The organism is Pseudoalteromonas sp. (assembly GCF_036960685.1).
GTDB lineage: Bacteria > Pseudomonadota > Gammaproteobacteria > Enterobacterales > Alteromonadaceae > Pseudoalteromonas.
The window spans coordinates 303,713-320,109 of sequence record NZ_JBALXK010000002.1 but is presented as its reverse complement, the minus strand read 5'-3'; the positions used below and the strand labels follow the sequence as shown (position 1 = coordinate 320,109).

Here is a 16,397-nt window from a genome sequence, read left to right as displayed (position 1 = left end):
AACGTAGGTGCATGAATGTCTAAGGTATCAAGGTTAATTAACATTGACTCATAGATAACCATAGGACGAGCTGGGTTTAGAACGTCGTGAGACAGTTCGGTCCCTATCTGCCGTGGGCGTTAGATATTTGAGAAGAGCTGCTCCTAGTACGAGAGGACCGGAGTGGACGAACCGCTGGTGTTCGGGTTGTCATGCCAATGGCATTGCCCGGTAGCTACGTTCGGAACTGATAAGCGCTGAAAGCATCTAAGCGCGAAGCAGGCCTCGAGATGAGTTCTCACTAGACTTTTAAAGTCTCTGAAGGGCCGTTGAAGACTACAACGTTGATAGGCAAGATGTGGAAGCATAGTGATATGTTAAGCTAACTTGTACTAATTACCCGTGAGGCTTAACCATACAACGCCAAACGCGTTTTATGTGATAGTGAAACAAGCGAAGAAGTTAAGATTGTAGGTCGTGATTTATCGCGACAACTAAAGTAGATTTACTGGCAGCTGTAAGCGAAAAGCTTAAAGTTGTAAGAAAACAATTATCAGCCATTTTCCAAATTTTAATTAATTGGCTCGAAGAGCGAATTAATACCAAATTTGCTTGGTGACAATAGCGTTTTGGACCCACCTGACCCCATGCCGAACTCAGTAGTGAAACGAAACAGCGCCGATGATAGTGTAGCATTTGTTATGTGAAAGTAGGTCATCGCCAGGCTCCAAATAAGAGAAACCCGTTACAGCAATGTAACGGGTTTTTTGTTGTCTAAAATAAAGTATAGCGCTCAGCTTTGAGCCGTCAGCTATCAGCTGCACAGCGTCAACCTGACCACCGTAGCGTGGGTTGAGTATCTGATACCCACGGATAAAAGAACGTCATGACTAAGCCAAAGCTTTTCTTTCACATATTTAAATATGCTTTAAAATAGTGCAATAAGAACTTTTCGTACTCATCGCTGAATTCTAGCGCTAATTATTTTGGTTTATGTACTAAATCACAGTAAGGAATTAAATGTCTGATTGTAGCTCTAAATCTAAGCTTATTGTTGATGACTTTATTGCATCGGTTTGCCATGAGTGTGTGGAAATTTTATATCAAGACGATGATATTTTATTGATCAATAAACCCAGTGGTTTACTGAGTTTGTCTGGTAAAAACCCAGCTAACTGGGATTCCGTGCATTATCGCCTAGTGCATGGGCAGCCAGGAATTACAGCCGCATTCCCAAGCGCTAAATTGCCGCATCGGTTAGATTATGGTACTTCAGGTATTATGATTGTAGGCCTTAACCCTGAATCAACTAAGCAGCTTAATAAGCAATTTCAAGCTGGGACAATTAAAAAGCACTATATAGCCATGTTGGATGGCTGGTTATTAAATGACGCAGGCCAAATAAACGCTGCAATAGCTAAAGATAAATTACTCTTTCCATTAGTTAAAATTTGTAATGAGACGGGAAAAACCGCAGTCAGTGACTACATCGTATTACAGCGCTTAACATCACCGCAGCGAACGTTAGTGCAATTTACCCCTGTAACGGGGCGTACACACCAATTACGCATTCACAGTCACAGTATAGGGCACCCAATTGTTGGTTGTGACCTGTATAAAAATCAACATAGCCAACAACAGGCTGAACGCTTGCAATTACATGCCAGCGATCTATTTTTCGTACACCCACGAAGCTCTATGAAAACACACTTCCATTGCCCGCAGCCATTTTGATTGCAAGGGTAAACAACTTAACTTCCGAGTTTCTCCTGCTATAGCTTACTTTTTTACTCTTTTGACTTGAAGTTAACGAACCGCGCCCCATATTAAGTGCATAACGCAGACACTTTGCAAATTGGAGATATATAAATGACTGCAGCACAAAAAGAAACATTAGGCTTTCAAACAGAAGTTAAACAACTATTAAACTTAATGATTCACTCACTTTATTCTAATAAAGAAATCTTCTTACGTGAGCTTGTGTCAAATGCCTCTGACGCGGCTGATAAATTACGCTTTTTAGCACTTTCAAATGGTGAACTATACCAAGGTGACGCAGACTTACGCGTGCGTATTAGTGCCGATAAAGAAAAAAATACTGTCACTATTTCAGATAACGGTATTGGTATGACCCGTGATGAAGTGATCAGCTCGTTAGGTACGATTGCTAAATCGGGCACAGCTGAGTTCTTCAAAAACTTAACTGGCGACCAAAGTAAAGATTCACAACTAATTGGTCAATTCGGTGTTGGTTTTTACTCTGCATTTATCGTTGCAGACTTAGTAACTGTTCGTACTCGCAAAGCTGGTGAAGAAAAAGGCGTTGAATGGCAATCACAGGGTGAGGGCGAATACACGCTAGAAGAAATTGAAAAAGCAGGCCGTGGGACTGAAATCACTTTACACCTTCGTGAAGATGAAAAAGAATTTGCTGATGAGTGGCGCCTTCGTAGTATCGTCACTAAATACTCAGATCATATTTCTACACCAGTACAAATGTACAAAGCAGAAGTACCAGAGTCTGAAGGTGAAGATGGCGAAAAAATTCCAGCTGTCCCTGGAGAATGGGAAAGTATTAACCGCGCTACGGCACTGTGGACGCGTGATAAATCAGAGCTATCTGATGACGAATATAAAGAGTTTTACAAGCATGTAAGCCATGATTGGGAAGATCCACTGAGCTGGGCTCACAATAAAGTTGAAGGTAAAACTGAATACACTAGCTTACTTTATATCCCTAAAAAAGCACCATTTGATTTATGGAATCGCGATCGTCAAAGTGGCTTAAAACTGTATGTACAACGTGTATTTGTAATGGATGATGCTGAGCAATTTATGCCTAGCTACTTACGTTTTGTTAAAGGTTTACTTGATTCAAATGATTTACCACTAAACGTATCGCGTGAAATCTTACAAGATAGCAAAGTTACGCAAGCAATCCGTAAGGGCTGTACGTCACGTACTTTAAAATTACTTGAGCGTATGGCAAAAAATAAAGCCGACGATTACCAAGTATTTTGGAATGAATTTGGTCAAGTGATCAAAGAAGGTCCTGCTGAAGATGCAGCGAACAAAGAAGCGATTGCTAAGTTACTGCGTTTCTCTTCAACACACACTGATGAAGAGGCACAAAATGTATCATTAGAGCAATATGTTGAGCGCATGAACGAAGGACAAGACGCGATTTACTACGTTGTTGCTGATTCATTCACAGCAGCGAAAAGCTCTCCACACCTAGAGATCTTCCGTAAGAAAGGTATCGAAGTGCTGTTAATGAGTGACCGTGTTGATGAGTGGATGATGAGCCACTTAACCGAGTTTGCTGAAAAACCATTTAAGTCTATTACCCGCGGTGATTTAGATTTAGGTAACTTAGACGATGAAGAAACTAAAAAAGCGCAAGAAGAGTCTGAAAAAGAAGTTGCTGGCTTAGTTGAGCGTATCAAAACAGCACTTGGCGAAAATGTTAAAGATGTACGCTTTACGCATCGTTTGACTGATTCACCAGCCTGTGTTGTTGCTGATGATAACGACATGAGCTCACAGATGCAAAAGCTAATGGAGTCAGTTGGTCAAGCTGCCCCTGAAGCAAAACCAATTTTTGAGCTTAACCCTGAGCACCAACTTGTGAAGCATTTAAATGTTGAACAAGACGAAGATAAATTTGCTCAGTGGTCACATGTACTGCTTGACCAAGCCTTGCTTGCAGAGCGCGGTACATTAAAGGATCCAGCAGGTTTTGTGACTCGCCTAAATAAATTAATGCTAGATTTGAGCAAGTAGTAGCACCAAGAATAGTATTTACGTAAATAGGGAACTTCGGTTCCCTTTTTTATGTTTGTAATCAATTGGTATAAGTTGCTTGAGTATCTGCGCAGCTTATGGAAGAATTCAGGCTTTAAAATAAATCATACTGATCTGCTGATTTTTCTTTTGATTAGTATCAACCGAGGACAATGATATGCGCATTATTCTTTTGGGCGCGCCGGGTGCAGGTAAAGGCACTCAAGCTCAGTTTTTGATGGACAAGTACGGTATTCCACAGATCTCTACTGGTGATATGTTACGTGCTGCAATTAAAGAAGGCACTCCACTGGGTCTTGAAGCAAAAAAAGTAATGGATGCAGGTCAGTTAATTTCTGATGACATCATCATTGGCCTTGTTAAAGAGCGTATTACTAAAGCGGATTGTGAGAAAGGTTTTTTACTAGATGGTTTCCCTCGTACCATTCCACAAGCTGATGCAATGAAAGAAAATGGCGTAGTTGTTGATCACGTTATTGAATTTGATGTCGCTGATGAAATTATAGTTGATCGCATGGGAGGACGTCGCGTTCATCCTGGATCTGGTCGTGTTTACCACGTTGTTTACAATCCGCCAAAAGTGGAAGGTAAAGACGATGTAACTGGTGAAGATTTAATTATCCGCGCCGATGACACAGAAGAAACGGTACGTAAGCGTTTAGGTATTTATCATGAGCAAACAATGCCATTGGTTGATTATTACCAAGCAGAAGCGCAAGCGGGTAACACGCAATATCATAAACTAGATGGTACCCAAGCAGTTGAAGCTGTTAATCAGCAACTTGCTGAATTACTAGGTTAGTCTAATAAATAAAAAAACCGCCGATTGGCGGTTTTTTATGTTTGTTATTTACTCATTAAGTAATAAATTACAATGCGCTTAATGCGCTCAACACCGGGTCGTATTTTGGCTCTGTTGATAAATCAGCGACTAACTGTTTATAAACAATTTTATGACTTGCATCTAATACGAACACGGCTCGGGTAAGCAGCCCCATATCTTTGATGATCAGACCATAGTTTTGACCAAAGTCACGCCAAACTGAATCAGATAACGCAGTAATTTTATCGATGTTCTCGGCTTTACAAAAACGTTTTTGTGCAAACGGTAAATCAGCACTAATGGTGAGCATGGCTACATTTGGAAATTGCGATGCAACCTTTTCGTTAAAATGTTTGGTTTGAATACTACACACCCCCGTATCTAGGCTTGGCACAACGCTGATTAAAATAGCCTTGCCTTGATAATCCGCTAAGGTAATGGGTGTAAAAGAGCCATCAACTACTTTGAAATCTGGTGCTTTATCGCCTAGTTTTACACCTTGTCCTAATAAAGTGATTGGCTTAGATTGTGCTGATACTTTGCCTGCATCAAGGGTGTTTTCAGTCATGTCGGCTGCAAAAGCCATTGAGCAAAATGCACTTAAAGCAAAAGTGAGTGAACGAAGCATAAGGTATTTCCTTTAGAGTTAACGCAATTAGCCTGAGTGTATTATAATCACCTATGTACACCAAGCGTTTAGTTCAATTTAAAATTGTAATAGATGGTTACATTGATTAACATGAAGCAATGATACTGTTTGTACCTTACTAATAAAAATAAAAGCAACATTGGACTCAGTATTTATTGCTCCAATGTAAGCGATTAGAGAGACACTATGCCAACATCGGTTCTAATTTGTGATGATTCTAAACTTGCGCGCCGTCAGCTAGCTCGTTCGTTGCCCGATGATTGGGATATTAAAGTTGAGTTTGCTGAAGACGGCGTGCATTGTATTGAGCAAATTAAAGCATTAAACCCGGAAATATTATTCCTCGATTTAAATATGCCACAAATGGATGGCTACGAAGTACTGCAAGCAATCCAAAAGCTAGATTTGAATGTGTTAACTGTGGTGGTTTCAGGTGATATTCAACCTAATGCCCATCAACGAGTGATCGAACTTGGCGCTATCGACTTCATTCAAAAACCCTGCGATGCGCAAAAACTCGCCGATATTATTGAACATCATGGCATTAAAGATAAAGCCATGCGTGAGCGGCTATCACACCGTTTAGGTGAGCAAGTTGACCCCGATGTTAGAGATATTTATCAAGAGCTTACCAATGTTGCTATGGGTCAAGCAGGGGACTTACTGGCCCGCTTGCTGAATGTATTTGTAGAGTTGCCCATTCCAAATGTTAATATTCTTGAAGTAAACGAATTAGATATGGCACTGCGCTCAATTGACGCTAATGCAACGACTTCTGGCGTCTGCCAAGGCTTTATTGGTGGTGGTGTTTCTGGTGAAGCCTTATTACTACTTAATGACTCAAGCTTTAAAGAAATAGCGTCTTTGATGGATTATCAAGGTGAGCTTAACACTAAAGTTGAGCTGGAATTACTAATGGATATTAGTAACATTTTGATCGGTGCAATTTTAACGGGTTTATCACGACAATTAGACATGACGTTCAGTCAGGGTCATCCAGTCGTGCTAGGGCAACATTGCGATGTATCTGACTTAGTGAAGGCGAACAAATCACGCTGGCAACGTACCTTAGCCATAGAAATTAGCTATGGTATTGAAGATCACAATATAAATTGTGATTTAATGCTGTTGTTTACTGAAGACTCACTAAAAACTTTGAAATACAAAGTTGCTTACCTACTAGAAGACTAACATTATGCCTGCTGCTGATTTTAATATGAATGAAATCCATTGGTTAATGGATATGTTTAACACCGTTGACATTGGCTTAGTGGTGTTAGATAGAGATTATAAAGTGTGTATTTGGAATGGCTTTATGGAAAACCATTCAGGTCTGCTACCTAGCGCAGTGAAAGATAAAGATTTGTTTGATTTATTTCCATCAATAGATGAAAAGTGGTTTCGCAGTAAATCAGAGTCAGTATTTATTTTAAAAAACCGCTCATTTACGATTTGGGAACAGCAGCCGTATATTTTCCGTTTTAAAAATTACCGACCGATTACCGGTAAAGCAGATCACATGTATCAAAACGCAACCTTTATTCCGTTGTCAAATACAATGGGTGAAGTAGGTCATATTTGCATCATAATTTATGATGTGACTGATGTTGCAGTTAACAAAAAAGAGCTAGAAGAAGTTAACCGTAAGCTGGAACAAATGAGCCAAACAGATGCGCTGACACAATTATCTAATCGTGGGCATTGGGAAAACACCCTTCGCCAAGAGTTTTTGCGAATAAAACGCAGTGCAGGCTGCAGCACGTTATTAATGTTTGATATCGACCACTTTAAAAAAGTGAATGATGAATACGGCCATCGTTGTGGTGATGAAGCACTGCGCAACATTGCCGATTTATTACGTAAAGCATTACGTGAAACTGATATAGCTGGGCGTTACGGTGGTGAAGAATTTGCGGTGACTTTATTGGATACGGATCGTGAAGGCGCTGAAATATTTGCAGAGCGCTTACGTAGTCTAATTGAAAACTCGTCTCTCTATTTTGATGGACAGCAAATTAAAATGACCATTAGTATCGGCTTTGCTTGTTTTCAAGATAGCTTTGAACGCCATGAAAAGTGGATTGAAGCGGCGGATAAAGCCCTTTATTTCTCAAAAGAAAATGGCAGAAACTGTGTCACGGCTTATCGGGATATAAACGAATCTTAATACTAAAAATGACGCGAATAGCGTCATTTTTTGTTTATTACCTCGAACAATTTATCGCTACAGCGTAGTATGACGAGAATCGTCCGATGGACACTGTCCAAGTGTCGTCATCTCGCCAGAAGTTGACTCTTGCTCCAATTTTACTTGAAACCCCCACAGTCTATACAGGTGTTTTAATACCTCATCATGAGATTTAGCCAGTGGAATACCTTGATGTGGTACATACCGTAAGGTTAAAGAGCGGTCTCCCCTAATATCAACATCATAAACTTGAATATTAGGTTCTCTATTACTTAGGTTATATTGTGCAGAAAGAGCCTCTCGTACAGCGTGATAACCGCTTTCATTGTGAATGGCACCGACTTCAAGGTTAGGATTTTTTTCGTGATCAATAATAGTGAAGAGTTTAAAATCACGGATCAATTTTGGCGATAGAAACTGGCTAATAAAACTTTCATCTTTAAAATTTTCCATCGCAAAATGTAGCGTATCTAGCCAATTACTGCCCGCATAATCAGGAAACCATTGTTTATCTTCTTCTGTCGGGTTTTCGCAGATACGACGAATATCCACCATCATATTAAAGCCTAGCGCATACGGGTTAATGCCAGAATAATAGTTACTATTGTAAGGGGGTTGATACACAACATTTGTATGGCTTTGTAAAAACTCCAACATAAACGAATCAGTGAGTTTTCCTTCATCGTACAAGTGGTTCAAAATTGTATAATGCCAAAATGTTGCCCAGCCTTCATTCATCACCTGTGTTTGCTTTTGCGGATAAAAATACTGGGATATTTTACGTACGATACGGATCACTTCTCGCTGCCAAGATTCAAGAAGCGGGGCATTTTTTTCAATAAAGTATAAAATGTTCTCTTGTGGCTCCGAGGGGAAGTGTCGCTCCCGTTTTTTTGTTTCTTGCTGGTGTGATGGGATCGTGCGCCATAGCTCATTTACTTGGGATTGTAAGTAATCTTCGCGTTCTTGTTGGCGTTTTTGTTCTTCAAATAAAGAAATTTGTTGTGGCCGTTTATAACGATCAACCCCGTAATTCATTAATGCATGGCATGAGTCAATTAAGTTTTCGACTTCCTCAATGCCGTACTTTTCTTCACAGCGAGCAATGTAATTTTTAGCAAACAGTAAGTAATCAATAATTGAGCTGGCATCCGTCCAGGTTTTAAATAAATAGTTACCTTTAAAAAATGAGTTATGACCATAGCAGGCATGTGCCATCACTAATGCTTGCATTGGTAGGGTATTTTCTTCCATTAAATAGGCAATGCAAGGATTGGAATTAATTACAATTTCGTAAGCGAGGCCCATTTGGCCGCGTTTGTAGTTTTGCTCAGTTTGAATAAATTTTTTACCGTATGACCAATGGCTATAACCAATTGGCATGCCAACACTGGAATAGGCATCCATCATTTGTTCAGCAGTGATCACCTCGATTTGATTGACGTAGGTATCGAGACGATAATGTTCAGCCACACGGGCTATTTCATCTTGGTATTGCTGTAATAACTCAAATGTCCAATCTGGCCCATCACTCATTCGTTTATCGGTCATATAAATACCTCGCTGTACAGCCTAAGCTGCACCTTGGTGTTGACGACTCTTTTTAAATAGCTCACGGAAAATAGGGTAAATATCTTCAACATTACGAATATGCTGAATAGCAAAATTGCTATGAGTTTGACAAATAGTTTGATACTCACGCCACAAGCTCTGATGGGCACGCGTAGTGATCTCAATATAGGCATAATAACGCACGTCTTTTAAGAGTTTATTACGTAAAATTTCGCCACACTGCGGTGAATCATCAGCCCAATTGTCACCATCTGATGCTTGCGCCGCATAGACATTCCATTCGCCGGCGTGGTAACGCTCTGAGATGATCTCATTCATTAGTTTTAGAGCACTGGAGACAATCGTACCGCCGGTTTCTTGCGAATAGAAAAACTCTTGCTCATCGACTTCTTTAGCTTGGGTGTGGTGGCGGATATACACCACTTCAATGTCTTTATAACTGCGCGTTAAAAACTGATAGAGCAATATATAAAAGCGTTTAGCCATATCTTTAGTGGCTTGATCCATAGAGCCCGACACATCCATAATACAGAACATTACCGCTTTACTGGTTGGGTGTGGTTGCTTTTCGTAATTACGAAAACGCAGGTCATAATTATCAATAAAGGGCACAGCGCCAATGCGTTTTTGCAAAGCGGTAATTTCTTGCTCAAGTAATGCAATTGCCGCGATATCAGGTTTTTCCTCAGCCATTAATAATGCAAGCTGCATTTGTAATTCAGCCAATTTACGCTTTTTACCCGCAGCCATTGCTACGCGCCTTGCCAGCGACCCTTGCAAAGAGCGAACTATGTCAATGTTGCTAGGCATACCATCGCTACAAAACCCAGCGCGATGAGTTTTCATTTGTACGAGTTTATCCAGCTGGTTTTGTTGTAGGTTAGGCAGCTCTAAATCTTCAAACAATAAATCTAAATACTCATCTTTTGAAATTGAAAAAACAAAATCATCCTCGCCTTCGCCAGAATCACTCGCTTCGCCTTCACCGGCGCCACCACCGCCTTGACCACCTTGCGGACGTTGTATTTTATCACCGGTTGAGAATTGATCATTACCAGGATGAATTTGTTCTCTATCACCTCCTTTACCTTGGTGAAAGGTTGGCTCACTGATATCCCGTTGTGGAATTGAAATACTTTCTCCACTACTGGTATCAGTGACGCTACGTTTATTTATCGCATCGGATACCGCTTCTTTTATTTGTTTTTTATAGCGCCTGATAAAACGTTGACGATTTAACGTGCTCTTATTCTTACCGTTCAGGCGACGGTCTATAAAATGCGCCATAAAGCCCCCTAAAATACTTCAGTTTGATTGTTATTGTGATTTACGAACTCGTAAATACCACTCAGATAACAAACGTACTTGTTTTTGGGTATAGCCCTTTTCTACCATGCGATTAACAAAGTCCTCGTGTTTTTTCTGATCTTCTGCGGATGTTTTCGCATTGAATGAAATAACCGGTAAAAGCTCCTCGGTATTTGAGAACATTTTTTTCTCAATCACAGTGCGTAGTTTTTCATAGCTAGTCCATAATGGGTTTTTACCATTATTGTGAGCACGTGCCCGCAGCACAAAATTGACTATTTCATTACGGAAATCTTTTGGATTTGAAATGCCCGCCGGTTTTTCAATTTTCTCAAGTTCAGCATTTAAAGCTTCCCGGTTAAATAGTTGGCCGGTATCGGGGTCTCGGTATTCTTGATCTTGGATCCAAAAGTCAGCATAAGTGACATAGCGGTCAAAAATGTTTTGGCCATATTCAGAATAAGACTCTAAGTACGCGGTTTGCAATTCTTTACCAATAAACTCAACATACTGCGGAATTAAATAGCCTTTTAAGTGGCTCAGATAACGTTCTTCCACGTCAGCTGAGAATTGTTCACGCTCGATTTGTTGCTCTAATACGTAGAACAAATGCACTGGGTTTGCAGCTACTTCAAGGGTGTCAAAGTTAAATACGCGGGATAAAATTTTAAATGCAAAGCGGGTCGAAAGCCCAGTCATGCCTTCATCAACACCGGCATAATCACGATACTCTTGATACGATTTCGCTTTTGGATCGGTGTCTTTTAAGCTTTCCCCGTCATACACCCGCATCTTTGAGTAGATACTGGAATTTTCGGGATCTTTTAACCGTGACAAAGTGGTAAATTTTGCCAATGTTTCCAGTGTGCCGGGAGCGCATGGGGCATTATATAACTCACTGTGCTCCAATAGTTTGTCGTAGATTTTTACTTCTTCAGACGCACGTAAACAATAAGGTACTTTTACGATGTAAACACGGTCTAAAAATGCTTCATTGTTTTTATTGTTTTTAAAGGTTTGCCACTCTGATTCATTTGAGTGAGCCAAAATCATACCGCTAAAGGGCAGAGCGCTGATCCCTTCAGTACCGTTATAGTTACCTTCTTGGGTGGCTGTTAATAATGGATGCAGCACTTTGATTGGTGCTTTAAACATCTCAACAAACTCCATTAAACCTTGATTTGCAAGGCATAAAGAACCTGAATAAGCGTATGCGTCAGCATCATTTTGAGCAAAATGTTCTAACTGGCGAATATCCACCTTACCCACTAATGCAGAAATATCTTGATTGTTTTCATCTCCAGGCTCGGTTTTAGCAATGGCAATTTGATTTAATATTGAAGGATAGCGCTTAACTACTCTGAATTGGCTAATATCACCATTAAACTCAGATAAACGTTTAGTGGCCCATGGTGACATAATCGTTTTTAAATAACGGGGTTTAATGCCGTATTCTTTTTCCATCAACGCTGCGTCTTCGTTTGGATCAAACAACGACAGTGGATGGTCATTAACTGGCGAGCCTTTAATGGAGTAAATGGGTACTTGTTGCATTAAATATTTGAGTTTTTCGGCAATCGAAGATTTACCACCGCCTACAGGTCCAAGTAAATAAAGCACTTGTTTGCACTCTTCAAGGCCCTGCGCGGCATGTTTTAGGTAGGAAACGATTTGTTCAATGGCGTCTTCCATCCCGTAAAAATCATTAAAGGCGGGGTAGCGTGCAACCACTCGGTTTGAAAATAACCGACTCAAGCGTGCATCTTTGGATGTGTCGACCATCTTTGGCTCACCGATGGCCGCTAATAGTCTTTCAGGTGCGCTGGCATAAGCCGATTTATCAGTTTTACAAATTTCTAAGAACTCAGCGATACTGTACTCTTCTTCTTGTGCCGCTTCGTATCGTGCTTGGTAATGCTCAAAAATACTCATAGAGACCTCCGAAAACCTGCTTAAACTAGGTGTTTACAAATTAAAAAAGAAGCAAAGGTTATTTAAAGCTTAGTCATGAATTTAGATTTTTGTGCAATAAAATTAAAAATTTATGTGAGAAAATAAAAAAGACGCCGAAGCGTCTTTTAAATTAAGCTTGCTCAAAACGAGCAATCAATTATGCGAAGTTAGCGTTCGCGAATTCCCAGTTAACAAGCGACCAGAATGCTTTTAAGTATTCTGGACGAACGTTACGGAAATCAATGTAGTAAGCGTGTTCCCACAGATCCACAGTTAGGATAGGTGTTACACCGTCTTGAGTTAGTGGTGTTGCTGCGTTAGAAGTATTAACGATGTCTAAAGAGCCATCTGCTAATTTAACTAACCATGTCCAGCTAGAACCGAAGTTATTAACCGCTTTGTCATCAAAAGCTGCTTGGAATGCTGCAAAAGAACCCCATTTGGCATTGATAGCATCTGCAACAGCACCTGTTGCTTCGCCGCCGCCATTTGGCGCTAGGCTGTTCCAGTAGAAAGTGTGGTTCCAAATTTGTGCTGCATTATTAAATACGCCACCTTCAGAAGAACATACGATCTCTTCAAGTGATTTACCTTCAAATTCAGTACCTGGGATCAAACCGTTAAGTTTAGTCACGTAAGTATTGTGGTGTTTGCCGTGGTGAAACTCTAGCGTTTCTTGTGAAATATGTGGCTCAAGTGCGTTAATTGCATATGGTAGTGACGGTAGTTCAAATGCCATTTTTTATCTCCATCTTCTTTTGGTTGATAGTCCAAATAGTAATAGGTAATACCTGTTCAAACAGGGTAGTTGCCTATACCAAATGGGATTATAGTGTTACTATAATTGTTGAGTATTTTACTCAAGTTTTAGCAAACAGCAATGCCAAACAGCAGTGCAAATGCAAGACTATTTCGATTGCGGCTTTATTTGCCCACTTTAAGATACATATATGAGGCTAAATGAAAATTTTTCAAGCCTTGATATGTTCAGCTATCGTCACTTTTGAGGTTGTAGATGGAAACCATTGATAAAATTAAACAGCAGATTTCTGAAAATCCAATTATCCTTTATATGAAAGGATCGCCTAAATTACCAAATTGTGGTTTTTCTTCACAAGCATCTCAAGCATTAATGTCATGCGGTGAACCGTTTGCCTATGTTGATATTTTACTAAACCCTGATATTCGTGCTGAATTACCAGCTTATGCTAATTGGCCAACATTTCCACAACTGTGGGTTGATGGCGAATTAATCGGTGGTTGCGACATTATCATTGAAATGTTTCAACGTGGTGAATTACAACCACTGATCACTGAAACAGCAGCTAAGTACAAAGAAGCTGACGCAGAATAACGTTTGGTTTATATACTAATCGAATTAAAAAGCCGCTCAAATGCGGCTTTTTTGTGACTTTTTAAAACACAGCTTAGCTGCGTGGCAAAATTACATGAACATTAAGCCCGCCGTGTTTACGGTTATGTAAGCTAATTTGACCGTGATGCGCTTCAACTATTTCACGGCACAATGCTAATCCTAAACCGCTACCGGTTGCTTTGGTTGAATAAAATGGGATCAGGGCATTTGCCATTACTTGCTCGCTCATGCCTTTACCCTGATCGCTTACACTGATATGCGTCCCTTTACTATCTTGTGAAATAATGACGTTAATCAACTCCTGTGCTGAGCCTGACTCATTGGCATTTTTGATCAGATTTATTAGCAACTGCTCGATTTGAGTTGGATCGGCAAAGGTCTTAACATCTTTGCTGATCTCGAGGGTAAAGTGCCATTGGCTCTGTAGTTGTTCGAGTAAAGCAGGCCAATCAAGCGTACTGGGTTGTGGTGTTGGTAATTTAGCAAATTTTCCATAACCTTGAACAAACTCATTGAGATGTTTAATGCGCTCAGCAATCGTGGCGAACACCCGCTTTAGCCTTGGCTCATTAACCTTTTCACTGAGTAATTGCCCGCTGTGCAGCATTGACGACATAGGGCCCAGTGAATTATTGAGTTCATGACTAATAATACGAATAACTTTTTTCCATACTTCGACTTCTTGACGGCTTAGCTCGCGGGTCAGTTGTTTAAATACATATAGATAATGGTATTGATTATTCAATAATAATTTACCGGTAGACAAATGCCATGCTTGAGATTCTTGATTTTCAGTTTCTAGTGTAAATAAACCATCATTGCCGCGTTTTAAAGCATTACTTAATTGTGGGTGAGCGTTAGTAAGTAGCTGCTCAAATTGGCTGCCTTCAAGGGCTGTTTTGGCATTAAAAAGATCTCGAGCACTGTAATTACTATAAACAATAAAGCCTTTGTCATTTTTTAATAGTACGGCTTGAGGTGAGCTTTGCAATACTTTATCAAGCATCAGTTCACGCTGATAAATCCACTGTTTCTCTTGACGTAATTGCTTTGCCGTTTGGTTATACAATTGGCACAAGTGACCTAATTCATCATTGTGGTTATAGGCAAGTAGGGTGGCTAATTCACCATCTTTAAAGTTAAGTAATCCAGTTTCAAGCGACTTTATACCTTGTACTAAAGTGTGGCTGAGGCGTGAGGATAAATAACTGGCAAACACGACAGTGATCAAGGTCGTTATTATCACCAGAAATGTGTTTAATTGAGTAAACCAACAAATGAGCCAAACAGGAATAAGTGCCGAGACGTTACAAAGCAACATTATTTTTTTGGTGATGGATAATGCGAGTTTTTTGCTTTGCATCAATAATCAATCTCAAATTTTTGTAACCGTCGGTATAATGCCTGACGGCTTAAACCAAACTGACGAGCCACTTTAGCAATTACACCTTGGTGGTCACGCATGGCATTTTCTAGCGCTAATTTAGTGGGTTCTTGTTTTGTTGACTGACAGTGACGGCCTAACGATTGCAGCGCAAAATCATCAATAGTAAGCTCGCCATCAGGCTTGAGTACCACAGCACGTTTACAGGCGTTTTCTAGCTCTCTAACATTGCCCGGCCAATTATATGCCAACAAGCCTTGCTCTGTTGCAAGCGTCAGCTCGCGACCAGCTAGAAAATGTTTAGCAAGTGCTAAAATGTCATCCGGTCTTTGCGCTAAACTGGGCAGATTAATTTCAATCACATTGAGGCGATAATATAAGTCTTCGCGAAAACGCCCTTCATAAATAGCGGCTTTTAAGTCTTCATTGGTGGCTGATATGACTCGTACATTTACTTTTTGGGTTGTTGTTGAGCCGAGTCGTTCAAATTCGCCAGTTTGTAGCACGCGCAATAATTTCATTTGCCCAGATAAAGGCAGATTGGCAATTTCATCTAAAAATAAGGTTCCGCCATCTGCGGCTTCAAAGCGACCAATTCGTTGTTTTGTGATCCCAGTATAAGCACCGGCTTCAGCACCAAATAATTCAGCTTCAATAAGGTCATGGGGCAGTGCACCTGCATTTACTGTTAAAAAAGCTTTGTTATTTAAATGCGAGTTTGCTTGGATTATACGGGCAATACGCTCTTTACCACTGCCGTTAGCACCCGTAATAAGCACTGACACATCCGACTTAGCCACTTGGATAGCCATATTAAGTATTTTTTCCATGGCGGCACTTTGATAAACCAAACCGCTTAAATTGGCATCGGCTAAACTTGATGTTCGCTCTTGCTGGTGGCGCGCATAGGTGGCGTTTTGTTGTTTTGCGTGGCCAAGTTCGATTAAGTTATTAACACAGGTAAGGAGCTTGCTGTCGTCCCAAGGCTTGGGCAAATAATCGGCGGCACCTGCTTTGACTAATTCAACTGCGGTTGCCAGTTCTGTCCATGCGGTGATCAAAATAATCGGTAAGTGTGGGTTTAAGTCTCTTAATTGGTAGAACAGCGTTTTGCCTTCCTCGCCTGACGTGGTGTCATTACTAAAGTTCATATCTTGGATAACCAGCGCGATACGCTGGTATTGCACTATTTGTAACGCTTCAAGTGGGGTTTTTGCCGTGACCACCTGATAGTCATGAATTTCTAATAGTAGTGACAAGGCTTCTAATATAGCGGGATTGTCGTCGACAATAAGTATTTTTTCCATGTGAATTTAATCGCTGTTTTTATTATGTACATATGTTTATGTAATTAGTGAAAAT

The 16,397-nt window shown here is 40.3% G+C and carries 13 protein-coding genes and 2 rRNA genes; 8 read left to right on the top strand and 7 right to left on the bottom strand.

Features of this window, described 5'->3' with window-relative positions; translation table 11 throughout:
* The 5 genes from V7783_RS03625 to adk all read left to right on the top strand — a co-directional run.
* Nucleotides 1-396 (top strand): 23S ribosomal RNA (locus V7783_RS03625); the annotation flags it as partial.
* A 194-nt stretch (nucleotides 397-590) separates the two neighbouring features.
* Nucleotides 591-705: ribosomal RNA gene (gene rrf / locus V7783_RS03620) — 5S ribosomal RNA — on the top strand.
* Nucleotides 706-999: 294 nt separating this feature from the next.
* Nucleotides 1,000-1,713 carry an RluA family pseudouridine synthase gene (locus V7783_RS03615; protein ID WP_335677581.1) on the top strand — a complete coding sequence of 238 codons (714 nt, stop codon included), beginning with the start codon at nucleotides 1,000-1,002 and terminating at the stop codon, nucleotides 1,711-1,713.
* A 135-nt stretch (nucleotides 1,714-1,848) separates the two neighbouring features.
* Nucleotides 1,849-3,762, top strand: a complete 1,914-nt coding sequence (htpG, locus tag V7783_RS03610) for a molecular chaperone HtpG (protein ID WP_335677580.1) — start codon at nucleotides 1,849-1,851, stop codon at nucleotides 3,760-3,762.
* A 178-nt stretch (nucleotides 3,763-3,940) separates the two neighbouring features.
* Nucleotides 3,941-4,585, top strand: a complete 645-nt coding sequence (gene adk / locus V7783_RS03605; RefSeq protein ID WP_064665952.1) for an adenylate kinase — start codon at nucleotides 3,941-3,943, stop codon at nucleotides 4,583-4,585.
* Between the two features lie 67 nt (nucleotides 4,586-4,652).
* On the opposite strand, the gene tpx is transcribed toward adk, so the two are convergent.
* On the bottom strand, nucleotides 4,653-5,234 hold the full coding sequence (tpx, locus tag V7783_RS03600; RefSeq protein ID WP_335677579.1) for a thiol peroxidase: 582 nt from the start codon (nucleotides 5,232-5,234) through the stop codon (nucleotides 4,653-4,655).
* 207 nt (nucleotides 5,235-5,441) lie between these two features.
* On the opposite strand from tpx, the gene V7783_RS03595 reads away from it, so the two are divergent.
* Complete coding sequence (locus V7783_RS03595) at nucleotides 5,442-6,446, top strand: response regulator (protein WP_335677578.1); 1,005 nt, start codon at nucleotides 5,442-5,444, stop codon at nucleotides 6,444-6,446.
* Nucleotides 6,447-6,450: 4 nt separating this feature from the next.
* Nucleotides 6,451-7,422, top strand: coding sequence for a sensor domain-containing diguanylate cyclase (locus V7783_RS03590; protein WP_335677577.1), 972 nt, complete (start codon nucleotides 6,451-6,453; stop codon nucleotides 7,420-7,422).
* A gap of 57 nt (nucleotides 7,423-7,479) precedes the next feature.
* Here the strand turns inward: V7783_RS03590 and V7783_RS03585 are convergent, their stop codons facing one another.
* From V7783_RS03585 to V7783_RS03570, 4 genes are all read right to left on the bottom strand, one after another.
* The gene (locus tag V7783_RS03585; RefSeq protein WP_335677576.1) at nucleotides 7,480-8,994 is read right to left on the bottom strand and encodes a SpoVR family protein; all 1,515 of its coding nucleotides are present in this window, start codon (nucleotides 8,992-8,994) and stop codon (nucleotides 7,480-7,482) included.
* Nucleotides 8,995-9,015: 21 nt separating this feature from the next.
* The gene (locus V7783_RS03580; RefSeq protein WP_335677575.1) at nucleotides 9,016-10,302 is read right to left on the bottom strand and encodes a YeaH/YhbH family protein; all 1,287 of its coding nucleotides are present in this window, start codon (nucleotides 10,300-10,302) and stop codon (nucleotides 9,016-9,018) included.
* Nucleotides 10,303-10,332: 30 nt separating this feature from the next.
* A complete protein-coding gene (locus tag V7783_RS03575; protein ID WP_335677574.1) occupies nucleotides 10,333-12,255 on the bottom strand; it encodes a PrkA family serine protein kinase in 1,923 nt (640 codons plus the stop codon).
* 178 nt (nucleotides 12,256-12,433) lie between these two features.
* Nucleotides 12,434-13,015: a Fe-Mn family superoxide dismutase gene (locus V7783_RS03570; protein WP_192542656.1), complete on the bottom strand. Its 582-nt coding sequence runs from the start codon at nucleotides 13,013-13,015 to the stop codon at nucleotides 12,434-12,436.
* A 276-nt stretch (nucleotides 13,016-13,291) separates the two neighbouring features.
* On the opposite strand from V7783_RS03570, the gene V7783_RS03565 reads away from it, so the two are divergent.
* Nucleotides 13,292-13,630, top strand: coding sequence for a Grx4 family monothiol glutaredoxin (locus V7783_RS03565; RefSeq protein WP_064665960.1), 339 nt, complete (start codon nucleotides 13,292-13,294; stop codon nucleotides 13,628-13,630).
* A 73-nt stretch (nucleotides 13,631-13,703) separates the two neighbouring features.
* Here V7783_RS03565 and V7783_RS03560 read toward each other — a convergent pair whose 3' ends face one another.
* Both V7783_RS03560 and V7783_RS03555 read right to left on the bottom strand, forming a co-directional pair.
* The gene (locus V7783_RS03560; protein ID WP_335677573.1) at nucleotides 13,704-15,014 is read right to left on the bottom strand and encodes a sensor histidine kinase; all 1,311 of its coding nucleotides are present in this window, start codon (nucleotides 15,012-15,014) and stop codon (nucleotides 13,704-13,706) included.
* Nucleotides 15,014-16,342, bottom strand: a complete 1,329-nt coding sequence (locus V7783_RS03555; RefSeq protein ID WP_335677572.1) for a sigma-54-dependent transcriptional regulator — start codon at nucleotides 16,340-16,342, stop codon at nucleotides 15,014-15,016. Before V7783_RS03555 ends, V7783_RS03560 begins: the two co-directional genes overlap by 1 nt.
* Nucleotides 16,343-16,397: the final 55 nt, after the last annotated feature.